The sequence below is a fragment of the Pantoea sp. SGAir0183 genome (genome assembly GCF_043545505.1).
Genome location: NZ_CP028053.1, coordinates 2838779 through 2864901, shown reverse-complemented (window position 1 = coordinate 2864901; position 26123 = coordinate 2838779). Strand labels below are relative to the sequence as shown.

Below are 26123 nucleotides of genomic sequence, written 5' to 3'. Positions count from 1 at the left end.
TTCTGAAAATGCCTCGCAAAATTTTCATAATTTTGTGTTCAATACGATTTATTCATTGAACCTGTAACTGAATTTCCCTATCTTCTAACTGACTGAATAGTAAAGATTTTAACATGGGTTTGTTACAGGGAGGTGATGATATGAAGAAAGAACAGCGGGTCATTTTGCGATCAAAGCAACAACTGGCACCTTTAGGTAACATTGAATCCCGCACTCAGTTCGGCGGTTACGCGTTAGCTGTTGAACGCGTCGTGTTTGCGCTGATAAAGGACGATCAGCTTTATCTGCGCGCCAGCGAAGCGCTAAAAGAATATGTTGCACAACGCCCATTGGAGCCGCTCACTTTTCGCAAGCGTGGTATGGCGGTTAGCCTGAATTATTTCAGAGTCGATGAGCATTTATGGTGTGACCAGGCGCACCTGGTTGCCCTTTCAGCGGCCTCATTACAGACTGCGCGCAGGGAACAGGACGATCGGCAGGGACGTGTGCGTTTAAAAGATTTACCCAATGTCACTTTACGGCTGGAAATGATGCTCCATGAGGTAGGCATTTGCAGCGTCGAACATCTGCACGAAGTGGGAGCCCGGGCGTGCTGGTTAAAACTTAAACGTCATAACCAGCACCTCGGCTTTAAAACCTTGCTGGCGCTTGAAGGAGCCATTTCTGGCCATCATGAAGCCGCTCTGCCACCGACGGTCAAAGCGGAGCTGGGCGAATGGTACCAGGCTGCGCTCAAAATGGTAGAAAAGGCAAAGAAGGAGTCTTAATGGGAGCCTAATGCGCGTCGCAGGCGGGCGATTCCCGGCAGCAGGACAACCAGTAAACTCAACTGCTGAAGCACCAGCGGCGTACGTGAATCAGGTCCGGCGGTAAACCGGGTGATGCGCTGTTCCAGTTCCCGACGCATTTCCTCAGCCCGGCTGTCACTGACGATGTCGGTTTGCAGCACATCTTCGACATAGCACACCGTGTCGTCGAGAAGTGCCAGCAGCACTGGATCAGTGACTTTATCGCGGTGCGCCCCCAGCGCGGAGATATAGCTGAGCAACGAGTGGTTCAGGCAAAGTAGCTGAAAGGCCCATTCCCGCAGCTTAGGGTTGGTACGGGTTTCACTGCTCATATTCGACACGACGGAGGCCAGTTCCGCGTCAGCATTGTGTGCATCGCGGCGGGCAATACGGTAAGCGAGGCGATTATCTTTGCCCTGATGGTATTGTTCCATAATGGCATCCAGATAACGGCAATTGGCATTGAGTGTGCGCGTCGCCACCGCCGGAAGCTGGCGAAAACGCCAGTCTGGCCAGATAAAGGTGACGGCCAGCCAGGCCAGCGCACAGCCCAGTAACGTGTCCACTACCCGGGGCAGGGCCACTTCAAAGCCTTCGCCTAACAAATTAAAACAGAACAACACCAGCAGAGTAATGAACAAGGTTGCATGAGCATACTGCACCTGACGAAACGCAAAGAACATGACGCCCGTGACCACAATCAAGACCAGTTGGCCTTCAATGGAAGGGACCAGCCAGAGCAGGGGCAGTCCAAGCGCAATGCCCGCGAGCGTGCCGCCAATGCGTAGCGCCAGTCGGCGTTGGGTTGCGCTATAGTTAGGCTGGCAAACAAACAGACTGGTCAGCAGGATCCAGTAGCCGCGCTCCAGCCCGGTAATCTGAATAAATCCGTATCCCACACACATCACAATCGACATGCGTACGGCGTGGCGAAACAGGGCAGAGGCCGGACTCAGGTGAAGGCTGAGGCGCAGTTTAATATCACTCCAGCCACTCAGTTCTTCGCGTGACAGCAGGTTGTCGCTGTGCTGCGGATCAACTGCCTGCGCCTGCTCGGTTTCGATTGAGGCCAGTTGTGCATCGATGGCCTGCAGGTTGCGAAGCAGCCAAAGCAGTGCACCGGTATGGGCGGCATCCGGCTCGCTCTGTGCCAGCCGGTGAATCGCATTTTCCAGACGTTCAAAAACACGCTCAAAGCGGCCATCATGTTCCCAGCGTTCGCGCAGCAGAATCGCCCGGGCAAGCTGGCGACAGGCCTGTGCCTGCATATTCAGTAAACGCTGAAAGCGAAACAGGATCTCGTTGTAACGCCAGTCGCCACGCAGAAGATGGTACTGCAGATGCGAAGAGCTGGCGCGTTCATGGATATCCTGAGCCACGAAGTAATAGTGCAGGCTGCGTCGGGTACCGCGTGAGCCTCTGTCACCTCGTAAACGGCTTTGCAAGGTGGTCTTGGTCAGATTGAGCTGTGCAACAAGCTGGCTGTTTACCATCGCGGCTTTAACAAATGCAGCATCATCCTGTTCACCCGCGTCAGGATCAAACAGATTGGCTTTGGCATCCAGATAGTGGGCCAGCTGTGAAAAACTGGCTGCCAGTTGTTCCTGCACTGGACGAACCGGAAACATTAAATGGCCCAGCAGCGTCAGCAGGTTATACCACAGAGCCCCAACCAACAGCAGCATGGGCTGCATATACCATTGTGAGAACAACCCAATGCCCAGCATGGTGTAAACGGCAATCAGTAAGGCGCCAAATGCAATGGTGGCATAGCGCTGTCCCAGCGCGCCTAACAGAATGAATCCCCATGTTGAACCTGCCAGGCCGATAATAAATACCAACGGATGCGGGAACAGCAGCTCTACTGAAACCGAAGCGATGCAAAAACAAAGTAAGGTAATCAGCAGGTTTTTAAGCCGCCCGGCCAGCCTGTCATCCAGATCGGCCAGCGCGGCGGCAACCACGCCGAGGGTTAACGGAATCGTCCACTCAATTTGCTGCAGTATCCAGGGCACAGCCGCACATCCTGATAAGGCAAACAGAATGCGCAGCAGATAACGCCAGGTGCTGTTAAAAAGATACTTTCGCCACCCGGACAGCATACTAATAGCGGCGGCGGGCATTGGCATCACGCGCGGCACGCGCCTCTTCCACAGAGACAACCCGACGTCCTACCGGCCAGAGTGCAATGGCGGCAATCTTGAAATTGGCGAGGCCCACCGGAATACCAATAATGCTGATGCACTGCACGATGCCGACAGAAATGTGCGACAGGCATAACCACCAACCGAAAAAGATAAACCAGAAAATGTTCAGAAACGTGCCGCCGGTGTTCATGATAGAGCTTTTATTCTCCGGACGCAGAACGTCAACATGGACCGCTTCATTGCCAAACGGCAGAAATGACAGCTTAGTGATCTCCCAGCAGGAGCGCGTTAAGGGCAGGGTAAAGATCAGGACGATACTGATGAGCGTGGCGAATAACCAACTCAGCGTGGTGAAAAATCCACCCAGGACAAAATTAAGAATATTTAAAACAGTACGCATAACAGGCTTTTCCTTTTGCACTCCGCAATCTGTGCCGCCAAGTTTAGCGTGTTTTAAGGCTGGAGCGTCAAGAGTCTGACAGGTAAACTCCGATTACTCTCTATCTCGGTCGTTGGTGTCGGCGTGGAACTTAAAGCAACATCCATGGGCAAACGGCTTGCCCAGCATCCTTATCATCGTGTTCGCCTGTTATCCGCGGGCGTTGAGGTCAGCGGCGACAAACACGAATATTTGATCCCCTTCAATCAGTTGTCCGACATCACCTGTAAACGGGGAATGGTGTGGGGTGAACTGGAATTTTTACTGGCGGACAACAAGGTTGTGCGTTTGCACGGTACGGAATGGCAGGAGACGCAGCGTTTTTTCCACTACCTCATGCAGTCGTGGCAAAGCTGGAGTCAGGAAATGAGTGAAGTATGCGCCGCGGTTTTACAGGCGCTGCGCGACGACATTCAGGGATTCAGCGAACAGGAGCGTTGGCTGAAGCGCAGCGAACTTCAGGCGATCAAAGATAAGATCCGCAAACAGTTTGACGCGTTACCTTTGCCGCTTTCCCGCATTGAGCAGTTTGATTCCTGCCGTGAAAACTGGGCATTTTGCCAATACTGGCTGCAGCAGGGCGAGACGGCGATGACGCAGCGCAATCGTGACTGGACGGCCGCCATGTTGACCCGCTACCGGGATTTTTTCGCCACGGTGGAATCCACCCCGCTGAACGAGTCACAGGCAGAAGCGGTGGTTAACGGCGAAGACGCTGTGCTGGTGCTGGCGGGCGCTGGCAGCGGCAAAACGTCAGTATTAGTGGCCCGCGCGGGGTGGCTGTTACAGCGCAGACTGGCCGCTGCCGATCAGATTTTGTTGCTGGCATTTGGTCGTCATGCGGCGGAAGAGATGAATGACCGTATTCAAAGCCGCTTAGGGGCCGGGGATATCCAGGCGCATACGTTTCATGCGCTGGCCCTGCATATCATTCGGGAAGGAAGTCATAAACAGCCGGTCATCAGTAAACTCGAAAGCGATGCCGACGCGCGTCGGACATGGCTGATCGACCACTGGCGCCAGCAGTGTAATGAAAAGAAAGCCCAGGCGAATGGCTGGCGGCAATGGTTGCGTGATGAACTGGAGTGGGAGGTCAGCGAAGGCCCTTTCTGGCAGGATGATCGTTTAGCACAGCGCCTGGCGTCTCGTCTTGAACGCTGGCTTGGCCTGATGCGGATGCATGGCGGCGCACAGGCCGCCATGATTGAGGATGTACCTGACGCGCTGCGCGACGTATTCAGTAAGCGGGTTAAATTGATGGCACCCCTTCTGAAGGCCTGGAAAAGTGCGCTTAAGGACGAGGGCGCAGTCGACTTCTCCGGGCTGATTCATCAGGCCATCGCGATCCTTGAAAAGGGCCGCTTTGTCAGCCCCTGGAAGCATATTCTGGTTGACGAATTTCAGGATATCTCGCCACAACGCGCGGCTTTACTCAGCGCGCTGCGTCAGCAAAACACACGCACGACATTGTTTGCGGTGGGCGATGACTGGCAGGCAATTTACCGGTTCAGCGGCGCAGAGATGAGTCTGACAACGGCATTCCATCACTATTTTGGTGAGGGCGATCGTTGTGTGCTGGATACGACCTATCGTTTCAATGATCGTATTGGTGAAGTGGCGAATCGGTTTATCCAGCAAAATCCGCATCAACTGCGTAAGCCCTTAAACAGTCTGACGAAAGGGAATAAAAAGTCGATTGCTTTGCTCCCGCACGATCAGTTTGAGGCACTTCTTAACAAGCTAAGCGGTTATGTTAAAGCGGATGAGCGCGTACTGCTGTTGGCTCGCTATCACTATTTGCGTCCTGAACTGCTGGATAAGGCAAAAACCCGCTGGCCAAAAATGCGTATCGATTTTATGACCATTCATGCCAGTAAAGGTCAGCAGGCCGATTACGTCATTGTGCTGGGTCTGCAGCAAGGCAAAGAAGGGTTTCCCGCGCCGCAGCGTGAGTCCATTATGGAGCAGGGGCTGCTGCCGCAGCCCGAAGACTTCCCTGATGCAGAAGAGCGCCGGCTGGCGTATGTTGCCCTGACGCGCGCGCGGCAACAGGTCTGGTTGCTGTTCGATAAACAACAACCCTCAGTCTTCGTCGATGCGTTCCGGGCACTGGATGTACCCGTATTACGTAAAGCCTGAATCAGTTCAGGCGTTCGGCAAGGTAGCGTGCGTAATCCGGGATTCGCACGTCCACTGTTTGCGAAAAAAGCGGTGACTGAATAATAAAATCGGCCGTTGCCCGATTGGTGGCGACCGGAATATTCCACACTGTCGCCAGACGAAGCAGGGCCTTAACATCAGGATCGTGGGGCACGGCATTAAGCGGATCCCAGAAAAACATCAGCGCATCTATTTTGCCTTCGGCAATGAGCGCACCGACCTGTTGATCGCCGCCCATCGGGCCACTGAGCATCGCGTTCACGTTCAGGCCGGTGTGACGGTTGATGAGATTACCTGTCGTCCCGGTTGCGTAAAGAATATGGGGTTCAAGTGCGGATTGGTTTCGTGTAACCCAGTCCAGCAGAGAAGCTTTGCAATGGTCATGGGCGACCAGCGCGATATGTTTTTGTTGACCAAGCGTTCGTACGGTGTAGTCCATAACAGCATCCTGATGCCAGTGAGCCCAACAGCCCGTTGCCGCAGTTTACCTTGTACGCTTTCTGTCTATCAACTTGCCCGCAGCATTTTGACCAGATTGATAAATTGCTGGCGGGTTGCTTCATCAAAACGTTCAAACCAGCGCTGAATTGAAGGCGTTGTGCTCTGAACGGACCAGGCGAGGTCCGCCGTCAGTTGGGCGGAAGGAGAGGGCGCGGTAAGATTCGCGAATTGCGGCACAGAGGCCGCCAGGCCCATGCGATTATACTTAACCATGGCTTTTTCGATGTCCACGCCCGGGCTGGTGGGCAGACGATCGCGCACGCTGAATATTTCTTTGCCCTTCTCGTCCACCAGCCTGAAGGCCAGCGTCCGGTCGAAGTTATGTCGCTCGCGCGCACTGGTCAGCGGTGGCAGGCGAATCGTGATGGTTTTTGCCGCCGCAGTGAATGCCACGATCATGGGCACGGATTGGTAGCCCGGTAGCGCCGTCTTACGCGGATCTGCCGGTTGTTCTACCCGAAATAAAAATTGATGTTGACCCCGTTCAAGCTCCAGGCTGTCGGCCCCTTTCAAGAGAGAGCCTGAAATCTTACGCCCGTCCAGTACCATCAGCGTAATCTGCGGATCAAGTTTTAACGTAATTGCAGAACAGGACGCCGAAACGAGGAGGGCAATAAACCCCGTTACAGCCATTGACAGCTTCATTTCGACTCCGGTCAAAAGTGGGTGGATGTAGCAATTTTTTACATTATGGCATTAAGTTTACAATTATACATATATATTCGAGCGAAGCGGCACAATATGTCTTTACGCCAGGTGCGAACTCTGTAACGCCTCATCTACACTAAAGATTAAAGTGAAAGGAGATGGACATGAATGATCAGACTATTCGTGACGTACTGACCCGGACAAAACGCATCGCGTTGGTGGGGGCGAGTGATCGTCCGGAACGCCCCAGTTATGGCGTAATGAAGTATCTGCTTGATCAAGGCTATGAGGTTATTCCGGTGAGTCCGAAGCTGGCAGGCAAAACCCTGTTAGGGCAGACAGCCTATGGATCGCTGGCAGAGGTGCCGGGAAAAATCGATATGGTGGATGTGTTCCGCAATTCAGAGGCGGCATGGGAAGTGGCTCAGGAAGCCATCGCTGCCGGAGCTGATTCGCTCTGGTTACAAATTGGGGTAATCAATGAGCAGGCCGCCGTGCTGGCCCAGGATGCGGGAATGACGGTGATTATGGATCGTTGCCCCAAAATCGAGATCCCGAGACTGGGGCTGGGGCACTAATATCAGGCGCGGCAACACCGTTGCCGCCCGCTGTTAATGGCGCAGATGAGGAGCCTGAAGCTGTTTACGTACCGAGGCGGCCAGTTCATCCATTGAGGGCTGCTCAGGATGTTCCGGGCTGGTTTCACCGGCCAGCTGAATTTCGGCCACATAGGTATGAACCTGACTGCCTTGCTCATCTTCCATCACCACATGATACCAGGGCGCACTGCGCATGGTATCGACGGCACCAATTTCATCCAGGTGCGGCTCATCTAACGCGTATTCAGGATCGACATCGACAATGACACCCAGCACGCCGGAGAGGCGATGACGAACCTGCTGACCAATACCAAATTTACTGGCAATCATGATGACCTCCGAAAAAAACTGTCCTGCCTGTTATATGGGGGCAGGAACAGTCATTTCAAGTCACATGACGCGGCAGGCGAAGCCTTTCAGGTAAAGTCCTTCAGGATAGGTTGCAATCACGGGATGATCGGCCGCCTGGCGGAACTGTTCAACAAACTGCACGTCACGGCCGGCATCCAGTGCGGCATCTGCGATGATTTTCTGGAAAAGGTCGGTAGCCATTAAGCCCGAACAGGAGAAGGTCATCAATATTCCGCCGGGATTCAGTAACTGAATGGCCAGCATGTTAATGTCTTTATAGCCACGGCAGGCTCCCATGAGCTGGCTTTTATTCTCCACGAACTTAGGCGGATCCATAATGATGAGATCAAATTTTTCACCCTCATCACGGTAGCGGCGCAGCAGTTTAAAGACATCATCGCGCTGAAATTTAGCACGCGCGAGATCCAGCTTATTCAGCTCAACGTTTTGTCGTGCAACATCCAGCGCGTCCTGAGACGTATCTACGCTGATAACTTCCTGACAACCGCCGATTAGCGCTGATACGGCAAAGCCACCGGTGTAGGAGAAACAGTTAAGCACGCGAGCATCTTTGGCATAGCGCCGTGTGGCATAACGGCTGTCGCGCTGGTCAAGGTAATAGCCTGTTTTATGCCCACCCTGAATATCCACCAGCAGTTTCATATCGTGTTCGGTGATCGGCAAGAGTGCGGGAGGATACTCACCGGTAACGGTGCCCTGCGCCAGTTCCAGCCCTTCTTTTTTACGGATAGCGACATCAGATCGATCGTAGATAGCACAATCCGGAAAGCACTGCTGCAGCGCTGAAATGATAGCCGGACGTTGGTATTCTGCGCCGGCGGATAATAACTGCAGCACCAGAAAGCGTCCGAAACGGTCAATAGTCACGCCAGGCAGACCATCCGACTCGCCAGCGATCAGGCGATAGCTGTCCAGCCCATCGCGCTCAGCCAGCCATTCACGCCAGACCAGCGCGTGCTGAAAACGCCGCACGAAAAAGGCGATATCGATGGATTCGTCCTGCTGCCAGCTCCAGACGCGGGCGCGAATCTGTGACTGCGGTGAATAGGCGGCGCGAGCCAGCCATTTGCCATTACTGTCACAGACATCAATGGTTTCACCTTGTTGCGCTTTGCCTTCCAGACGAGCAACGGCCCCAGAGAAAACCCAGGGATGGCGACGGAGCAGGGACTTTTCACGTCCCTTCGCGAGAATCAATCGAACGGTCATATTTGCTATGCTTACCTGAAAAAATGAGGCGCTATTGTCCAGTGGATAACGGCAAATTGCAACGAAAGGCAGGAGAAGGCCATGGCGAAGGTCTGTTACAAAGCCTGGGTACAGGGTACGGTGCAGGGCGTGGGTTTCCGTTACAGCACCCAGGCGAAAGCAAATACACTTAACGTGCAGGGTTACGCACGGAACCTTGAAGATGGTCGTGTGGAAGTCCTGGCCTGCGGCGATGCCGAACAGGTTAATGCATTACTCGACTGGTTAAAAGCGGGCGGGCCGCGCACAGCCCGTGTAGAAAAGGTCCTGGTGGAGCCGCATCATGCCGCTGACATGCCGCACGGCTTCACCACGGGTTGATTACAGGCATTTTGCCGGTTTTGGCAGACCGGCAATTTTGGTTGCCTGCTTAGCAGGGCCCTCGGGGAAAAGGCGAAACAGGTAACGGCTGTTTCCTTTTTCTTCGCCATACTTTTTTGCCATCGCCTTCACCAGCATTCTTACGGCGGGGGAAGTATTAAATTCCAGATAAAAGTCGCGTACGAAGCGCACGACTTCCCAATGGGCATCTGTCATGGTGATGGCTTCTTCTGCCGCAATCTGCAGCGCCAGGCCTTCGCTCCAGTCCTGATGGTTTTTCAGATAACCTTCGGCATCGACAGCAATTTCGTCACCGTTGTAATTCATAGTGCATCCTCAGATTCGTTCGGGCTGCAGTTTACCAAACTGGCCCCACAGAAAAAGCAAAAACCCCGCCTGAGCGGGGTTTTTCAGTTTACCTGCAGTGCGTTAGTTACTGCGTGAGAAACCTAAAATGCTTAACAGGCTCACGAAGATGTTATAGAGGGAAACATACAGGCTGACCGTTGCACGAATATAGTTGGTTTCGCCGCCATGAATGATGTTGCTGGTTTCCCACAAAATAGCCCCCGCCGAGAACAGAATGAACAGGGCGCTAATCGCCAGTTGCAGCGCTGGCAAGTGCAGGAACAGGTTCGCCACAACGGCGACCAGTAACACGACAAAGCCCGCCATCATCATGCCGCCAAGGAAGGACATATCCCGTCCTGTCGTCAGCACATAGGCAGAGCAGCAGAAAAACACCAGTGCCGTTCCGCCGAGCGCCAGGGCGATCACGTCACCCATCCCTGCGGCCAGATAGGTGCTCAGGATAGGACCCAGACAGTAGCCCAGGAAGCCCGTAAATGCGAAAGCAGCTAAAATTCCCGTCGGGCTGTCAGCCAGACGGTAGGTCAGGAACATCAGACCATAGAAGCCCACCAGCATCAGGATCAAACCCGGGGCGGGCAGGGCCAGCAGTGTACTCGCTGTTGCGGTCAGCGCGGAAAAGGCGAGGGTCAGGCCCAGCAGAAAATAGGTGTTACGCAGGACCTTGTGCGTACTCAGTAATGACTGTCGCGATGATGATGAAACTATTCTGTCCATGTTGCGCTCCTGTAAGGCAGAACACCAAATATGCGTTGAGAATACGCAGCGCGATAAAGCGGGAAAAGAGGTTTTACCCTTCTTTACGCGAAAAAAACGCTAATTCTTTGAGCACACTGGCGATTTTGACAACGAATAACGCTTTTTTGACTGTTTTTCAGGCGAACGGATTATCACAGGCTTTACATCTCCATAGGGGATGTTTATAGTGCGCGTCATTGCGGAGGGGTGGCCGAGCGGCTTAAGGCAGCGGTCTTGAAAACCGCCGATGGGAAACCATCCGAGAGTTCGAATCTCTCCTCCTCCGCCACTTCATCTCTTAAAGAGTGAAGTGGCAAGACAGCGTTATCGCATCTTGCCTTTGCAGTAGTATGACAACCCGGAGGGATGGCCGAGCGGCTTAAGGCAGCGGTCTTGAAAACCGCCGATGGGAAACCATCCGAGAGTTCGAATCTCTCTTCCTCCGCCACATTTACAGGCCAGCACAGCGTGCTGGCCTGTTTCGTTTTACGTGCCTTACACGTTTCTCCATTATTATCCCTGCCTTTTCAGTAAACTGGACTGTTTTTACCCGCGTCCGGTATCTCTGCTATAGTCCAGTAATTGTTTTTACTTTCACCTGGCGCTTTTCAGGGGCAAGCTGAGTTACACTATCCGTCACGTCGCTCTATGGCGAGCTAATCGGTTGATAGCCAGAGTGTTTTTTTACTGAATGAATGGAATAGGCACAATGATCAAGAAACTGAGTCTTTGCGCATTGTCGGTACTCGCTGCATTACCGATCGGGACGCTGGCCCACGCCGCGGATAACGAGATGCAGCTCCAGCAGGTACTGATGTTTAGCCGCCATAATCTGCGTGCGCCGCTTGCGGATAATGGTAGCGTACTGGCACAGTCCACCAAAAAAAGCTGGCCAGAGTGGGAGGTGCCCGGCGGGCAACTGACCACCAAAGGTGGCGTGCTCGAAGTCTATATGGGTAACTACACGCGCCAGTGGCTTGCGCAGCAGGGCCTGGTGAAGAACGGCGCCTGTCCGGACAGCAACAGCGTGTTTGTCTACGCAAACAGTCTGCAACGTACCGTAGCGACGGCCCAGTTTTTTGTAAATGGTGCCTTCCCGGGCTGTGATATTGCGGTGACCCATCAGGATGAAATGGGCAGCATGGATCCGGTATTTAATCCCGTGATCACCGATGGCAATGAAGAATTCATCAAAAAAGCGCTGGCGGACATGACTGCCGCTAATGAGAAGCTGGCCCTGAAGCCAGCGTATCAGCGTCTGGACAAAATTGTCGACTACAAGTCTTCTCCGGCCTGTAATAACAAAAAGCAGTGCGATCTGAGCAGTGGGCAAAATACCTTTATTGTTGAAAACGGCAAAGAGCCTGGCGTGAACGGACCGCTGAAAGTGGGGAATTCCCTTATGGATGCCTTTACGCTGCAATATTACGAAGGCTTTCCGCTGGATCAGGTTGCCTGGGGGCAAATTAAAACCCCTGAGCAGTGGCAGTCACTGTCAGCGATTAAAAACGGCTATCAGGACACGCTGTTTACCACACCAGATGTGGCACGCAACGTCGCGGCTCCACTGGTGGACTATATTCGCAGCCAGCTCATCGATCAGGATAAAGCTGACTCACCCAAAGTGACCCTGATGGTAGGGCATGACTCCAACATAGCGTCATTATTGAGCGCCTTACAGGTCAAACCTTATGATCTGCCAGAGACCTATGAGAAAACGCCCATTGGTGGACAGGTGGTGTTTGAACGCTGGCATGATGCCAAAAACAACAAAGACCTGCTGAAGATGGAATACGTGTATCAGACCGCCGATCAGTTGCGCGATGCCCAGGTGTTAAGTCTGAAAACGCCACCGAAGCGCGTCACCCTGCAACTGGCGGGTTGTCCGACTGACGCGAACGGTTACTGCAGCTGGGAGCAGTTTACCCAGGTGCTGAACAGCGCGCTGCAGGGGACCGCGTTGCAACCGGCGGCGGCAGAGCAGCCAGCGGCCAGTGCCAACGCGGGCGCGGCGAATCCTGCGGAGTCAAAAGCTGACGATAAAGCCAGCGCCGATAAGGCGACGGCTGATAACGCTGCTGCCCAGAAAGCGGCTGACGATAAGGTAAAGGCGGACAAAGCGGCTGACGAGAAAGCGAAAGCTGATAAAGCCGCCGCGGATAAAGCCGCTGCGCAAAAGGCGGCGGATGAGAAGGCCAGCGCTGATAAGGCTACTGCCCAGAAAGCGGCGGATGACAAAGCCAAAGCGGAAAACGCCGCCAACGCGCAAAATAAAACGGATAACAGCCCTGCGAAGCAGCCCGCTGCAGCCAACTAATAGCTTTCGGTCACTGAAAACAAAAAACCCCGTTAAGACGGGGTTTTTTTTACGCTTCAGGCTGCGCTTATCCGGCCACAACCACCAGTTTCTGGTTCGCAAACTCTTTGATACCCAGATCGGAAAGTTCGCGTCCGTAGCCAGAACGCTTCACACCGCCGAAAGGCAGCTCCGCAGAGGTGTCGCTCTGCGAGTTGATGAACACCATGCCCGTTTCAATGGCGGAGGCCAGTTTACGGCCACGCGCAATATCGCGTGTCCACACGGAACCGCCCAGCCCATAGTGTGAATCATTGGCCAAGGCCACCGCCTCGTCATCACTGGCGACCACATAAACCTGCGCCACCGGGCCAAAAAACTCCTGAAAATAGGCAGGGTTATCGCGGGTGATATGGGTAAGCAGCGTGGGCTGGTAATAGCATCCTACGCCCGCCACCGCTTTACCACCTGTGACCAGCTTAGCGCCGTTTGCGACGGCTTCATCAACCTGTTTAACCAGACGATCGCGCGCATCAGCCGACGAAAGCGGTCCCAGAGTGGTTTTCTCATCCAGCGGATCGCCCAACACCGCTGCGTTAAGCGCCGCACTCAATTTATCGATAAAGGTATCCGCAATCTTCTCGTTCAGAATAAAACGCTTGGCTGCTGTACAGACCTGACCGCAGTTGCTCAGTCGCGCCTGCACGCCCTGACGAACGGCTTCATCCAGATCGGCATCCTCCGTGACCACAAAGACGTCATTGCCGCCCAACTCCAGCGTGGATTTTTTCAAATGCTTACCAGCCTGTTCAGCAACGGCGCTTCCCGCCCGTTCGGATCCTGTCAGAGCCACGCCCTGTACCCGGTCATCGGCAATCAGTTCCGCAACCTGATCGGTAGAGATAAACAGGTTGGTCCAGGCACCCTCAGGCGCGCCCGCTTCCTTCACCAGCTTTTCGAAGACATCGGCACAATGCGGCACGATGTTGGCGTGTTTAGCCAGTACCGGATTACCCAGTGCCAGATTTGGTGCCAGCACGCGCATCAGTTGGTAGTAGGGGAAGTTCCACGGTTCGACCGCAACCAGCACACCAATGGGATGATACTCAACCCAGGCATCGCCCAACTCACTTTCATAAGGTTGTGGCTTCAGGATGCGTTCTGCATGCTCAGCGTAATAGCGGGCGATTTGCGCGCAGATTTTGACTTCGCCACGGCTTTGGCCAATCAGCTTGCCCATCTCTTTACTGGCAATAGTCGCCAGTTCTTCCGCACGGTCATCAATCAGATCAGCCAGTTTTTTCAATACCTGAAGTCGTGGCTGAATAGCGCCTTTACTCCAGTCAGAGTGGAACAGCCGATCCGCCGTTTCCAGCGCTTGCGTCACGGCCGCGCTGTCATGGGAAGGCCAGCTTTTCATTAACTGATTGTTTGCCGGGTTGATGCTTTGATAAGAAGACATAGAATTCTCCGTGGTCAACGATAAAAAAAGGGCGGGGCCAGGCCCGCCATGCCGTCAGACGTTCTTTCGCTCAACCGTTTTGTCGTCCCACGTGAGGACGTCCTGATCGGTTTTTTCAAACGCGCGGATTAATACGTCATCGCTTCCCTGTTGACGCCAGATCTCTTCCGCCAGGCGCTCGTCATAGTTTGCGACTTCAAAAATGGCCTCGGCAATTTCGGGCGAGGTGTGACGCAAACTGGCCCATTCACCTACGTGATGTGCTTTTGACTGATTCGTCGACATACTGATCTCCTTCTGAAAGGTTAGTCCTTAAGTTTTGCTGCCAGCCCGGCAACGTGTTCGCCCTGGAAACGGGCAATAATCAATTCTTCCTGGGTTGGCTGACGTGAACCGTCACCACCGGCCAGCGTAGTGGCACCATAAGGCGTACCGCCGCGGACCTCAGAAATGTCAAACATCTCTTTGGTACCATAGCCGATAGGCACGATGACCATGCCGTGGTGGGCGAGGGTGGTCCAGACAGACGTAATGGTTTGTTCCTGTCCTCCTCCGGTACCGGTGGAGGTAAAGACGCTGGCAATTTTGCCGTAGAGCGCGCCAGAGGCCCACAGGCCGCCTGTCCGGTCCCAGAATGTTCGCATCTGCCCTGACATGTTGCCGAAACGGGTAGGGGTGCCCACGATGATGGCATCGTAGTCAGGCAGTATCTCTGGCGTCGCTTCAGGCGCGGATTGCTGAGTTTTACCGCCAACTTCCGCAAAGCGTTGTGCATCCATGGTTTCAGGGACGCGCATCACATCTACCTGGGCGCCAGGCACCTTGCGTGCGCCTTCTGCGACAGCGTTCGCCATGGTTTCAACGTGTCCATACATTGAATAGTAAAGCACCAGAATCTTAGCCATTGATCTCTCCGGGAGTTAGTCAACACATCGAAAAGTATAGAAGAGCTTTACCTGACTGTGAGAAATCACCGGTCAGACAGTCAGCGTAACGCAGCGTAACGACGCTGAAAATGCTGAGAATGGGTTTTTTTAAGGATTAATCGTCGTCTTTTAAGTCAATTCTTAGCGTAGAGTCTGTTTCTAAATGTAATTTTCAGCGATCCAGAGACCTAAAAGGTGGAATGTCACACAGGCTTTCACGCACATGTCCTTCGATGAACATCAAGCCGCCTCACGTGAAGCGATGTGGCACTGAACGTTCATGCATCAGAAGATCGCAAACCGGTGCAGGTATGTTCACCTGTTATCGCTCCAGCCCAGACCGTGTCAGGCGACGGGGTGCCGCCTGATGCGAGGCGACAGTCACGCGGCAGGAAACGGAATTGCATTCGCCCGAATCACTGATCACAATAGCGCCTGAAAACAGATACAGGTGAATTATGTCGGATACGACTCGCAAACTGACCGTCGGTATTACGCGTCAGGAACTGGTCCTTATTTTTATTACGGTAATCTGGGGGGGAACGTTTCTGGTCGTGCATCAGGCGATGCATTATTCAGGTCCGTTCTTCTTTGTCGGTTTACGCTTTGCTACCGCTGCGCTGTTACTGGCGTTTTTTTTCCGCCGCTATCTTGCTGCCGTCTGTTGGCGCGAAGTCAAAGCGGGCACGATGATCGGCCTCACGATTGCGGGGGGCTACGGCTTACAAACCTGGGGCATGCAGACGATATCCAGCAGTCAGTCAGCGTTTCTCACCGCGCTTTATGTTCCCGTGGTGCCGCTGTTGCAGTGGCTGTTTCTGCGCCGTCCGCCAAAACTGATGGCGTGGTTGGGTATTTCACTGGCGTTCTGCGGATTGATTCTGGTCGCGGGGCCGCAGGATGGCCGAATTGCGCTGAATCAAGGGGAAGCCGCGACGTTACTCAGCACGCTGGCTATTGCCGGAGAAATCATTCTTATCAGTCGTTTTGCCGGTCAGGTTGATGTGTGTCGGGTGACCTTCATTCAACTGGCTGTCGCTTCACTGTGTGCCTTCTGCTTTATGATCCCGAATGGTGAATCCGTGCCTGCGTTATCGACCCCGCTGTTAGTCAGCGCGGTCGGGCTCGGCGCAGCCAGTGCGCTGATACAGGTAACAATGAACTGGGCTCAACGCAGCGTATCACCGACACGCGCCACGGTCATTTATGCCGGTGAACCGGTCTGGGCGGGTGTGGTGGGGCGTTTAGCAGGCGAGCGTCTGCCGGCCGCTGCCATTCTTGGCGGTATCCTGATTGTCTGCGGAGTCATTGTCAGCGAGTTGCGCTGGAAACGTAGCATGCCATCGGCCTCTTCCGATGAATAGTGGCGCGAGAATAAGTGCTTATGGCCCTGTCAGTGTGGCCCTTTCCCTGCGCCGTATATCACAGCTGTCGGCACGTTACCGCCTGAAAACAGTCTGTTGCCGTGATGCGTAACGGTAACGTGAAGGAGAAACGTATGAAAAAGGCTACGCCCGGGCCAACGCGTCGTGCGGTCGCCGTTGCAGCGAAACGTGCGGCAATTCTGCAGGCTGCCCTGACCTGTTTTTCCCAGTTTGGTATTCACGGGACGCGGTTGGAGAAAGTCGCGGAGCAGGCTGGCGTCTCCAAAACCAATTTGCTGTACTACTATCCCTCTAAAGAAGCGCTTTATATTGCCGTATTAAAAGAGATCCTGGATGTCTGGCTGGCACCGCTACGTGCCCTGACTTACGAGCAGGAGCCGTTGCGCGCCGTGCGTCAGTATATTCGCCTTAAGCTGGAGGTTTCTCGCGATTATCCACAGGCATCAAAGTTGTTTTGCCTGGAAATGCTGCAGGGTGCGCCCTTGCTGAAAGGTGAACTGGCCGGCGATCTGAAGACGTTGATGGACGACAAAACAGCGATAATTGAGCGCTGGATAGCTGAAGGACGGCTGACGGCGATTGCGCCTCAGCATCTGATCTTTATGCTGTGGGCGACGACACAGCATTATGCTGACTTTGCCAGCCAGGTCGAAGCGATCACGGGGAATCAACTCAGCAATCCTGTTTTCTTCGAGGAAACGGTGGAGAACGTTCAGCGCATTATTATTGAAGGCATTCGCGTTCGTTAATAAAACGCGATCAAACTCAGCCCTGTAACAGACAAGGGAGTGGCGTGATGGATTCTGTTTCACAATGTGTTCTGGGCGCATCCGTGGCGCTGGCTGTGATGGGGCGGCGCGTACCTGCCTGGCAAGCCGCGGCGGTAGGCGCAATCAGTGGCACATTGCCCGATCTGGATGTGTTTATCGACCACGGTGATGCTATCCGCAACATGACGCTGCACCGGACTGAAAGCCATGCCTTACTCTATCTGACGTTGTGTTCACCGTTGCTCGCCGCGCTGGTCGCGCGGCTGTTCAAATCCGGCGTGACATGGATCGCCTGGTGGCCTGCTATTTGGCTGGCGCTGATCACGCATCCCCTTCTTGATTTGATGACAGTCTATGGCACTCAGCTTGGGCTGCCTCTCACCGATCATCCTTATGCGATTGGCAGCATGTACATCGTCGATCCGCTTTATACGTTGCCGCTTATCATCGGGCTCTGTGTCGCTTTGTGGCGGCGTAACAGACGGGGATTACGCTGGAATCACGCGGGGCTGGCACTCAGTACCGGCTACCTCGCCTGGAGTATAGTCATTCAGCAGGTGGCTGATGAACACATTAAACACTCACTCGAACAGCAGGGGGTGGCGACTGACAAGGTGTTGGTCACCCCAACGGCATTCAATACGCTGGTCTGGCGCAGCGTCATCATCACGCCTGACCGCTATGGCGAGGCTTACTGGTCTTTGCTGTCGCCTGCTCGTCCTGTCACGGTAACGTGGCGGCCGCGTCATCCTGAGCTATTCGTCCCGTTTAAAGGAAACTGGCTGGCAGAACGTGTTGCCTGGTTCAGCCATGGCTTTTATGCCATGGATGAGCGTGACGGGCAGGTCACCATTGCAGATTTGCGTATGGGAGAAGGGAGCCATTACACGTTTACGTTTGGTTTGGGCACGGCGGAAAGCCCTGATTTGCAGCCACAGCGCCTGCCGTCTGGTGAACGGGCCCTGCGCCGCGGCGTCAATCGTATACTTGAGCGGTTATAAAAAAGCCCGACGTGCGTCGGGCTTTTTTCAGTCTCTATATCAACGACGCGTGCGTCGACGCAGTTGCCAGCCTGCGGCGAGCAGGATAAACCACAACGGCGTGACCATGAGTGCCTGTCGCGTGTCTTCCTGCAGTGTTAGCAGCACCAGTATAAAGACAAAAAACGCCATACATGCCCAGCACATGAATTTGCCTAAAGGCATTTTAAATGTCGAGGCGGCATGACGTTCCGGAAATTTTTTGCGATATGCAAGGTAACTGCACAGGATAATTGTCCACACAAACATAAACAGAATGGCAGACACGGTGGTCACCAGCGTAAAGACCGTCATCACATTCGGGATCAGGTAAATCAGAGCCACACCACACAGCAGGCAGAAGCAGGAAAAGAACAAGCCGGTCGTGGGCACCGCGCGTGACGATAAACGACCAAAAGCACGGCTGGCAACGCCCTGCTGCGACAGACCATACAGCATGCGGCTGGTGGAGAAAATACCGCTGTTGGCTGAGGATGCCGCCGACGTCAGGACCACGAAGTTAACAATGCTGGCCGCAGCTGGCAGGCCAATGAGCACGAACATTTCCACAAACGGACTGCGATCGGCCATCACTTCGGTCCACGGGGTAACGGACATAATCACCAGCAGCGCCAGAACATAGAACATAATGACGCGCAGCGGAATGGCATTAATGGCCCGCGGTAAAACCCTGTGCGGGTCATGCGTTTCGGCCGCCGCTGTTCCCACCAGCTCGATACCGACAAACGCAAAGACGGCGATCTGGAATCCGGCAAAAAATCCGCTCAGTCCTTTCGGGAAAAGCCCCCCGTGATCCCAGATATTACTCAGTGCAGCGGTGCCACCACCCGGTGACGGGTAATGAATGGACACTAACACAATGCCGGTAATGATCAGCGCGACAATCGCCACGATCTTGATGATGGCAAACCAGAACTCCATCTCGCCAAATAATTTCACCGTGGCAATGTTTAAGGCCAGGAAAACAAAAACACATAGCAGTGCGCTCATCCAGATCGAAAAGCCGGGAAACCAGAGCTGGAAGTAGGCGCTTATAGCCACCACGTCGGCAATCCCGGTAACAACCCAACAGAACCAGTATGTCCAGCCGGTGAAGTAGCCGGCCCAGGGACCCAGTAAGTCAGCCGCAAAGTCGCTAAAGGATTTATACTCAAGATTCGACAGCAGTAATTCGCCCATTGCCCGCATGACAAAAAACAGCATGAAGCCGATGATCATGTAAACGAAAATGATCGAAGGCCCTGCCAGACTAATTGTTTTACCCGAGCCCATGAACAAACCGGTGCCAATCGCACCGCCAATAGCGATGAGCTGGATGTGTCGGTTATGAAGATTACGTCGCAGCGTGTCATCGCCCTGTGAGCTCGCCTGCGTTTGAGTAGATTGATCAACCATGAAAGTGTCTTTCCTGTCTTGATGTTGTGTCAGCTCTGGTGGCTGTTGAGAATACCGGATTGCCGGGAGCAATTTGGCATAAGATAGTGGAAGTGTTAATGAAAACGGTAATTGTTTTTTAACAATATCGGACAACGCTGGCATTAAAACGGCGCTTTCACTTAACGTTGGCGATTTTTACGTCAGATTAAGTAATATTTCATCACCCTGTGTCATCTTTTAAGCGTATCCTGCCGTGTGCTTCTACACTACCTCCGTACAGCTTCTTTCAGCTACAGAGGTTCTATGCGCACACTTGTTCTGCTTATCATCATGACCGGAGTGGGGTGGATGAGTTTGCCATGGTTAAAACAGCACCTTCCTGCGCAATTTAATCCCTTTACGCCACTCTCTGTAACGGATCCGCCGGGCTGGATGACGCGATTAAAACTCAAAAGACTGCAAACTGATCCCGCCGCCTGTCTTGACGTGATGCAGCGTGCACAGCAGGCCGGCGTTGTACGTTTCAGTCAACGGCCGGCGGTGACAGGGGCCTGCCCGTTGTCCGGCCCCCTCAGGCTGCAAAATTTTGGGCCCGTCTCGCTCAGCAGCAGTTTCCTCGCCAGTTGCCCAATGGCCGTTGCGGCTACAATGTACGTGGCTTACAGCCGCGAGCAAATGTTACATCTGTCTGGCAGTGATCTGACCCGAATTGAACATGTCGGAAGTTATGCCTGCCGCAACATCTACCATCAGGCCACCGGACGGCTGAGTGAACATGCCAGCGCGGATGCCTGGGATATTACCGCCTACCAGCTTGCTAACGGCGAGTGGTTGGTGCCAGGAAAAAACTGGCAACAACCTGGCCAGAAATCACTATTACTTCATGCATTATGGCGATCGGGTTGTAACTTTTTTGGTAATGCGCTTGGGCCTGATTATAATCGCGCGCATGCTACACATTTTCATCTGGGCATGCGGGGGGCGGGTTATTGCAGGTGAGATTAACCTTTACTTTCACCGTAAAACTGTGTCGTGGGTTTAATATTATTTTCTTCTGTTCTGCTTTTTTACCGTTTTAAAAAGGGTGTCACATCGGCTTATTTTTTCTCATGGCGTCAGTGTTATTTAAATCATTCACCCGGTGTTATCACCGTTCATTGCCTGCTAAATGACCAAATTGAGAGAGGATACTGCGTTTTTATTACCTGACTGGGTGAATGATGCCGTTTTAACAGGGCGATAAATTTGAGTTATCTGTACATAAATAAAGGAGGATGACAGTATCGTTAAATAATTATTTTTCTCTTTTCAGATGCGTTATTTATTAAATAAGTTATCTGTACAAGTCCGCACCAGGCCAAAATGACAGCGGCCACAGGTCTGCGCCATCCGCCAGGCGTCTTGCCTGTAAAGACGGGCAGTGCCGTTATGACTGGCCAGTCAACAGGCCTTGTACGGCCGTCTGCCCAACGACGCAGAGCCATAAGCCATCTTTTGTAGGACCAAAAGATCCGGGTAAAACGCGTACCAGAAAAGGGGGGCTTTCTCTGCCTGACTGCAGAAAACATGCGGCGGTTATTGCCTGAAAAAGACATCGTGTTTTACAAGATATGATCTGCGTTTTTTTTCAGCATAATACGTTGCCGGGCGCAACTTATCGAGTGATATTTGTTGATCATGGCTATGTTAAATGATTGAAAAAATGTAACAAAAATCTTATTATTTCCTCTGTTGCACTCGCCTGAGTTATCCCGAAGCGTTTGCTTACCCTGTATTTTTATCCTTTTCTCTGCAAGTCGTTGTCGCCAGAATGAAAATAATGCTTTTTATGACGTCGCAACAAAGAGTAAGTTAATTACATAACGTGTTAATCAGAAATACCCGGCAAGTTGTTGAATTTGAGGCAATATGATAGGTGAAGATTATTTTCCCTGGCGTGAAAATGTTGAACAGCAGTTTCAGGTATTAACGGCAGCTCCGCAATTAAAGGGGCTTTTACAGGATTATATCCAGTCACTGGGCTTCGATTTTTTCGCTTTTTTTATCCAGCATCGCGTTCCTTTTACGCGTCCGCGAGTTTATTTGCATGATACTTACCCCGAAGCGTGGATTAAACGTTATAAGGAACGGAATTATTATGCCATTGACCCCGTGTTGCAGCGCTGCCTGCGTGCTGGAAAGGGGGTCGAATGGACACCTGAACTCTTTTGCTCGGCGAAGGAAATGTGGCAAGACGCGGGTAATTTTGGGCTGCTGAGCGGATTTTCTTGTTCTGCAATGGCGTCAAATCGAGCCGTTGGTATATTATCTATAGGTTCGCATCGTCCCTTTATTACTGACTGTCGGCAAGTGGAGCTGGAGGTAAAGTTGCACTTCCTCGCCGAGCAAAGCTTGTGCTTACTTGAACGCCTCAATGATGAAGCGCTGATGGTTCAGGGAAATGATTTCAGCCAGCGTGAGCTGGAAATTTTGAAATGGACCGCAGAGGGAAAAACCTCTCAGGAAATTTCACTTATTTTGTCGATTTCTGAACACACCGTAAATTTTTACCAAAAAAATATGAAAAAACGTTTTAATGTTTCCAATAAAACGCAGATTGCCTGCTATGCCGCAGCAATTGGTGTGATTTAAAAGAAAAGCAACTGCCAACTTTAGTAGTTCCTTACCTGAAGGGACTTCTCTACCCTGCGCGGGTGCGCTTTTGGCAGGCGCATAGAAATCATTGCAAACATGGGGATGTTAGAGGCGCATGATGAAAATAGTTCAAACGCAGTTAAAGGATATGCCATCCTCTTTGCTTGCCGAACTTGGCAGCTACCGTTACAGCGTGTTTGCGCGGGGTGAAGGCTGGTCGATTCCACCGCGTCTGAGTACACCAGGGCAAGAATACGACCGGTATGACCGCTCTGATGTGACCTGGTTAATCGCCTGGAGCGTGCGAAGCGGCATTAGCGGCTGCGCCCGCCTGATGCCCTGGACGGAACCCGAGCAAACGGAAGGCATTGTTTTGCCGTTCGATCATGAAAAGGTCTGGGAAATGTCCCGCTTCTCTGCACGACTGGAAGTGGATCCTGAGCTACCGCTGAATATTCTGTGGCATGCGGTACAGCTGGCGGAGCTGAACGGCATTGAATGCATTATCAGTTCGGCTACGCCGATGCTGGAAAAAATGTTTGAAGAACATCAGGTCGTCTATGAACCTCTGACGCCGGGTTTAATTCTGTCAGAGGATAATCTCTTTGCCATCCGTATCCCCGTCAGTCAACCTGCGCTGGCAGAGAAATACCGCGGTACGCGGCGTTTCAGCCCGGAAGAGGTGCTGCCTTCCCTCGGCGTGTCCGTTAACTGGCATTCGAACGGTTAGCGCGCTGCCCCCGGGCGGGGGCAGCACAAGCCATTACTGGCGATAAGCCGCTTTGATTTGTTTAATGGTGTTACTGAACACGTCTGCCTGCGGCTTTTCGCCCAGTGTTTTCACATAACGTTCCATATTAATGATTACTTTTCCGGCATCAGCCTGGCCCATCCCTTTCAGGATCAAAGTAATCATCATCTTAAGGCAAGCCACTTCATCAGATAATTTTTGCGTTTCCTGCGAGGTAGCGAAATCTTCATCGCTCATGAATTTCTCCTTGGTGATTAACATCGTCTCTACAATCTTTACGCGCAGCAACCGGTGAGTATATCACATGAAAGATTACTTGCTGTTAGCGTGGGCAACGCAGGCTGTTTAACTATATCAGTTCAGTCATATTAATTAATCACGGATGTGAATAGTAACTGACGAGAGCGTCTCAGTTTGGTAAAAATCTCATAAATACAATATCGTCTGATTGTTGTAACTGTTTGATAAAAAATTTTTTTTACATTATGCAGGCTGTCAGGTCTGTTCCTGCAGGCGTAAACAAGAACAGAGCCAGGTTGCATGAAGATAAAACACTGACGCGATCTGACCTGCCACTTTGTATCTGTGCTTTTAATGCAAAAACAGGTATGATTGCCGCTTGCAATCGTTAAATGCTACCTCTTTATTAGCTGCGGAGTGCTTCGCGTTGATCACTGTCCTTCTTGTCGATGACCATGAGCTGGTACGTGCCGGCATCCGCCGTATTCTTGAAGATATCAAAGGTCTGGTGATCGCTGGCGAAGCGTGTTGTGGCGAAGATGCAGTTAAGTGGTGTCGGGTTAATCAGGTTGACGTCATCTTAATGGACATGAATATGCCGGGTATCGGTGGGCTGGAAGCCACGCGCAAAATTGTGCGTTACAACCCGGATATCAAAATTATTATGCTGACGATTCACACTGAAAACCCGCTGCCTGCCAAAGTGATGCAGGCCGGTGCGGCAGGTTATCTGAGTAAAGGTGCCGCGCCGCAGGAAGTGGTGAACGCGATTCGTTCGGTTAAGGCCGGCCAACGCTACATTGCCTCGGACATTGCTCAGCAAATGGCGTTAAGCCAGATTGAGCCGCAAAAAGCCGAATCTCCCTTCAGCTGTTTGTCGGAAAGGGAATTGCAGATTATGCTGATGATCACCAAAGGACAAAAGGTGACGGAAATTTCCGAGCAGCTGAATCTCAGTCCTAAAACCGTTAACAGCTACCGCTACAGAATGTTCAGTAAGCTGAACATCAGTGGCGACGTAGAGTTAACGCATCTGGCCATCAGACATGGCCTGTTCAATGCGGAGCCGTTAATCAGTAGTGAGTGACCTCTTTAATCCCAAAAATTTTCTCAGTACGGTCACCAGCGAACCAGGTGTTTACCGGATGTACGATGTATCCGGAACGGTTATCTATGTCGGTAAAGCGAAAGATCTGAAAAAGCGACTGACAAGCTACTTTCGCACCCAGGTGGGTAGCCGAAAAACCGAAGCGCTGGTAAGTAACATCCATCACATTGATGTCACCGTAACCCACACTGAAACCGAAGCGTTGTTGCTTGAGCACAATTACATCAAGCTTTATCAACCGCGCTATAACGTCCTGTTGCGTGACGATAAATCCTACCCCTACATTTTTCTGAGTGGCGACATACATCCGCGTCTGGCAATGCACCGGGGCGCTAAGCACGCCAAAGGAGAGTATTTCGGTCCGTTTCCTAATGGTTATGCGGTAAGAGAAACGCTGGCGTTGCTGCAAAAGGTCTTTCCGATACGTCAATGTGAAAACAGCGTGTACCGCAACCGCACGCGCCCTTGTTTGCAATATCAAATCGGCCGCTGCCTTGGCCCTTGCGTGGCAGGATTGGTCAGTGAGGAGGAGTACGCCCAGCAAACAGATTACGTCAGATTGTTTTTAGCGGGCAAAGACGATCAGGTGCTGAATCTGCTGGTTGCGCGCATGGAAGAGGCCAGTCAATCGCTGCGCTTCGAAGACGCGGCCCGGCTGCGCGATCAGATTCAGGCTGTCAGACGCATTACCGAGAAACAGTTTGTCTCTAATCAGGGCGACGATCTGGATGTGATTGGCGTTGCGTATGACGCCGGAATGGCGTGTTTGCACGTCCTGTTTATCCGCCAGGGGAAAGTACTGGGAAGCCGAAGCTATTTTCCCAAAGTCCCTGCGGATACGGACCTGGCTGAAGTCGTCCAGACTTTTGTCGGACAGTTCTATTTGCAGGGCAGTGAAATGCGCACCTTGCCCAGCGAGATTTTACTCGATTTCACCTTACCCGAACGTGAATTACTGGCAGATTCATTAACAGAATTAGCCGGTCGACGGGTAAACATTCAAAGTAAACCTCGCGGAGACCGCGCGCGTTACCTCAAGCTGGCTCGGACCAATGCCGGTTCGGCATTAAAAACGCGTCTGTCGCAGCATTCCACGATTCATCAGCGCCTCACCGCATTGGCCGAATTCCTCCAACTGGAGAAGATTGGCCGTATGGAGTGTTTTGACATCAGTCATACCATGGGTGAACAAACCATCGCTTCCTGCGTCGTGTTTGATCAAAACGGCCCGCTTCGCGCTGACTACCGCCGTTATAACATCAACGGCATCACACCCGGCGATGACTATGCGGCCATGAATCAGGTGCTACGTCGCCGTTATGGCAAAGCGATTGAGGAAGAAAAAATCCCCGATGTGATCCTGATAGATGGGGGCAAAGGTCAGCTGGCACAGGCAAAACAGGTGTTCGCAGAGCTGGACGTGCCCTGGGATAAATCCCGCCCCATTTTGCTGGGCGTTGCAAAGGGCACCGATCGTAAAGCCGGTCTGGAAACCTTATTTTTCGAGTCAGAAGGTGAGGGCGTTTCCCTGTCACCCGATGCGCCAGCGCTTCATGTCATTCAGCATATTCGTGATGACGCTCACAATCATGCAATTTCAGGGCACCGTAAAAAACGGGCCAAAGTCAAAAACACCAGCGCACTGGAAAGTATCGAGGGCGTGGGACCAAAACGGCGACAGCAGTTGCTCAAGTACATGGGCGGCCTGCAACCGTTGATGAATGCGTCGGTCGAGGAGATCGCCAATGTGCCCGGTATATCGCATGCGCTGGCGGAAAAAATCTACTACTCGTTGAAACACTAG

Annotated in this window: 26 protein-coding genes and 2 tRNA genes; 15 read left to right on the top strand and 13 right to left on the bottom strand. The window is 52.6% G+C overall.

Annotation, left to right across the window (positions count from 1 at the left end; genetic code table 11):
• The first annotated feature begins 140 nt into the window (after positions 1–140).
• Entirely contained in the window at positions 141–767 is a 627-nt protein-coding gene (locus C1N59_RS13360) for a TfoX/Sxy family DNA transformation protein (RefSeq protein ID WP_054634362.1), read from the top strand.
• Here the strand turns inward: C1N59_RS13360 and yccS are convergent.
• The gene (gene yccS / locus C1N59_RS13355) at positions 764–2911 is read right to left on the bottom strand and encodes a YccS family putative transporter (RefSeq protein ID WP_394550856.1); all 2148 of its coding nucleotides are present in this window, start codon (positions 2909–2911) and stop codon (positions 764–766) included. The two genes, C1N59_RS13360 and yccS, sit on opposite strands and share 4 nt — an antisense overlap.
• Positions 2892–3335: a YccF domain-containing protein gene (locus tag C1N59_RS13350; protein WP_033737606.1), complete on the bottom strand. Its 444-nt coding sequence runs from the start codon at positions 3333–3335 to the stop codon at positions 2892–2894. The genes yccS and C1N59_RS13350 overlap by 20 nt, the downstream gene beginning before the upstream one ends.
• 123 nt (positions 3336–3458) lie before the next feature.
• On the opposite strand from C1N59_RS13350, the gene helD reads away from it, so the two are divergent.
• A complete protein-coding gene (gene helD, locus C1N59_RS13345) occupies positions 3459–5513 on the top strand; it encodes a DNA helicase IV (protein WP_394549713.1) in 2055 nt (684 codons plus the stop codon).
• A gap of 1 nt (position 5514) precedes the next feature.
• Here the strand turns inward: helD and mgsA are convergent, their stop codons facing one another.
• Both mgsA and C1N59_RS13335 read right to left on the bottom strand, forming a co-directional pair.
• Positions 5515–5973 carry a methylglyoxal synthase gene (mgsA, locus tag C1N59_RS13340; protein WP_039341234.1) on the bottom strand — a complete coding sequence of 153 codons (459 nt, stop codon included), beginning with the start codon at positions 5971–5973 and terminating at the stop codon, positions 5515–5517.
• A gap of 68 nt (positions 5974–6041) precedes the next feature.
• Entirely contained in the window at positions 6042–6680 is a 639-nt protein-coding gene (locus tag C1N59_RS13335) for a YccT family protein (RefSeq protein ID WP_006118673.1), read from the bottom strand.
• 167 nt (positions 6681–6847) lie between these two features.
• Between C1N59_RS13335 and C1N59_RS13330 the strand changes: the two genes are divergently transcribed.
• Positions 6848–7261 carry a CoA-binding protein gene (locus tag C1N59_RS13330; RefSeq protein ID WP_033737602.1) on the top strand — a complete coding sequence of 138 codons (414 nt, stop codon included), beginning with the start codon at positions 6848–6850 and terminating at the stop codon, positions 7259–7261.
• 33 nt (positions 7262–7294) lie between these two features.
• Here the strand turns inward: C1N59_RS13330 and hspQ are convergent, their stop codons facing one another.
• Together hspQ and rlmI are read right to left on the bottom strand one after the other, a co-directional pair.
• Positions 7295–7612: a heat shock protein HspQ gene (gene hspQ / locus C1N59_RS13325; protein ID WP_394549712.1), complete on the bottom strand. Its 318-nt coding sequence runs from the start codon at positions 7610–7612 to the stop codon at positions 7295–7297.
• A 60-nt stretch (positions 7613–7672) separates the two neighbouring features.
• Complete coding sequence (gene rlmI / locus C1N59_RS13320; protein ID WP_394549711.1) at positions 7673–8863, bottom strand: 23S rRNA (cytosine(1962)-C(5))-methyltransferase RlmI; 1191 nt, start codon at positions 8861–8863, stop codon at positions 7673–7675.
• 81 nt (positions 8864–8944) lie between these two features.
• Between rlmI and yccX the strand changes: the two genes are divergently transcribed.
• Positions 8945–9223, top strand: coding sequence for an acylphosphatase (gene yccX, locus C1N59_RS13315; protein WP_394549710.1), 279 nt, complete (start codon positions 8945–8947; stop codon positions 9221–9223).
• Here the strand turns inward: yccX and tusE are convergent, their stop codons facing one another.
• Both tusE and yccA read right to left on the bottom strand, forming a co-directional pair.
• Positions 9224–9550, bottom strand: coding sequence for a sulfurtransferase TusE (gene tusE, locus C1N59_RS13310; RefSeq protein WP_006118678.1), 327 nt, complete (start codon positions 9548–9550; stop codon positions 9224–9226).
• 102 nt (positions 9551–9652) lie between these two features.
• Positions 9653–10309 carry an FtsH protease modulator YccA gene (gene yccA / locus C1N59_RS13305; protein ID WP_006118679.1) on the bottom strand — a complete coding sequence of 219 codons (657 nt, stop codon included), beginning with the start codon at positions 10307–10309 and terminating at the stop codon, positions 9653–9655.
• A gap of 222 nt (positions 10310–10531) precedes the next feature.
• Here yccA and C1N59_RS13300 point away from each other — a divergent pair.
• The 3 genes from C1N59_RS13300 to agp all read left to right on the top strand — a co-directional run bounded on the left by C1N59_RS13300 (position 10532) and on the right by agp (position 12647).
• Positions 10532–10619: transfer RNA gene (locus C1N59_RS13300), tRNA-Ser, on the top strand.
• Between the two features lie 71 nt (positions 10620–10690).
• Positions 10691–10778: transfer RNA gene (locus C1N59_RS13295), tRNA-Ser, on the top strand.
• 261 nt (positions 10779–11039) lie between these two features.
• Entirely contained in the window at positions 11040–12647 is a 1608-nt protein-coding gene (gene agp, locus C1N59_RS13290) for a bifunctional glucose-1-phosphatase/inositol phosphatase (RefSeq protein WP_205959428.1), read from the top strand.
• A 67-nt stretch (positions 12648–12714) separates the two neighbouring features.
• Here agp and C1N59_RS13285 read toward each other — a convergent pair whose 3' ends face one another.
• From C1N59_RS13285 to wrbA, 3 genes are read right to left on the bottom strand one after another with little or no spacing between them, the layout of a single operon-like run.
• Complete coding sequence (locus C1N59_RS13285) at positions 12715–14088, bottom strand: NAD-dependent succinate-semialdehyde dehydrogenase (RefSeq protein ID WP_394549709.1); 1374 nt, start codon at positions 14086–14088, stop codon at positions 12715–12717.
• A gap of 54 nt (positions 14089–14142) precedes the next feature.
• Positions 14143–14373, bottom strand: a complete 231-nt coding sequence (locus tag C1N59_RS13280; protein ID WP_006118682.1) for a YccJ family protein — start codon at positions 14371–14373, stop codon at positions 14143–14145.
• Positions 14374–14393: 20 nt separating this feature from the next.
• Positions 14394–14993, bottom strand: coding sequence for an NAD(P)H:quinone oxidoreductase (gene wrbA, locus C1N59_RS13275; RefSeq protein ID WP_006118683.1), 600 nt, complete (start codon positions 14991–14993; stop codon positions 14394–14396).
• Positions 14994–15472: 479 nt separating this feature from the next.
• Between wrbA and C1N59_RS13270 the strand changes: the two genes are divergently transcribed.
• From C1N59_RS13270 to C1N59_RS13260, 3 genes are all read left to right on the top strand, one after another.
• Positions 15473–16378: a DMT family transporter gene (locus tag C1N59_RS13270; RefSeq protein ID WP_394549707.1), complete on the top strand. Its 906-nt coding sequence runs from the start codon at positions 15473–15475 to the stop codon at positions 16376–16378.
• A gap of 134 nt (positions 16379–16512) precedes the next feature.
• Entirely contained in the window at positions 16513–17148 is a 636-nt protein-coding gene (rutR, locus tag C1N59_RS13265; protein WP_205957409.1) for an HTH-type transcriptional regulator RutR, read from the top strand.
• A gap of 47 nt (positions 17149–17195) precedes the next feature.
• Positions 17196–18170 (top strand): metal-dependent hydrolase, encoded by a 975-nt coding sequence (locus C1N59_RS13260; protein WP_394549705.1) that lies wholly within the window; start codon positions 17196–17198, stop codon positions 18168–18170.
• A gap of 39 nt (positions 18171–18209) precedes the next feature.
• On the opposite strand, the gene cycA is transcribed toward C1N59_RS13260, so the two are convergent.
• Positions 18210–19604 (bottom strand): D-serine/D-alanine/glycine transporter, encoded by a 1395-nt coding sequence (gene cycA / locus C1N59_RS13255; RefSeq protein ID WP_039341206.1) that lies wholly within the window; start codon positions 19602–19604, stop codon positions 18210–18212.
• A 285-nt stretch (positions 19605–19889) separates the two neighbouring features.
• Between cycA and C1N59_RS13250 the strand changes: the two genes are divergently transcribed.
• The 3 genes from C1N59_RS13250 to C1N59_RS13240 all read left to right on the top strand — a co-directional run bounded on the left by C1N59_RS13250 (position 19890) and on the right by C1N59_RS13240 (position 22950).
• On the top strand, positions 19890–20585 hold the full coding sequence (locus tag C1N59_RS13250) for an extensin-like domain-containing protein (protein ID WP_033737593.1): 696 nt from the start codon (positions 19890–19892) through the stop codon (positions 20583–20585).
• Between the two features lie 909 nt (positions 20586–21494).
• Positions 21495–22217: a transcriptional regulator SdiA gene (sdiA, locus tag C1N59_RS13245; protein WP_394549704.1), complete on the top strand. Its 723-nt coding sequence runs from the start codon at positions 21495–21497 to the stop codon at positions 22215–22217.
• A 121-nt stretch (positions 22218–22338) separates the two neighbouring features.
• Positions 22339–22950 carry an acyl-homoserine-lactone synthase gene (locus C1N59_RS13240; RefSeq protein WP_006118772.1) on the top strand — a complete coding sequence of 204 codons (612 nt, stop codon included), beginning with the start codon at positions 22339–22341 and terminating at the stop codon, positions 22948–22950.
• A 33-nt stretch (positions 22951–22983) separates the two neighbouring features.
• Here C1N59_RS13240 and C1N59_RS13235 read toward each other — a convergent pair whose 3' ends face one another.
• The gene (locus tag C1N59_RS13235) at positions 22984–23208 is read right to left on the bottom strand and encodes a DUF2594 family protein (protein ID WP_006118773.1); all 225 of its coding nucleotides are present in this window, start codon (positions 23206–23208) and stop codon (positions 22984–22986) included.
• 430 nt (positions 23209–23638) lie between these two features.
• Between C1N59_RS13235 and uvrY the strand changes: the two genes are divergently transcribed.
• On the top strand, positions 23639–24298 hold the full coding sequence (gene uvrY / locus C1N59_RS13230; protein ID WP_394549703.1) for a UvrY/SirA/GacA family response regulator transcription factor: 660 nt from the start codon (positions 23639–23641) through the stop codon (positions 24296–24298).
• On the top strand, positions 24291–26123 hold the full coding sequence (uvrC, locus tag C1N59_RS13225) for an excinuclease ABC subunit UvrC (protein ID WP_394549701.1): 1833 nt from the start codon (positions 24291–24293) through the stop codon (positions 26121–26123). Before uvrY ends, uvrC begins: the two co-directional genes overlap by 8 nt.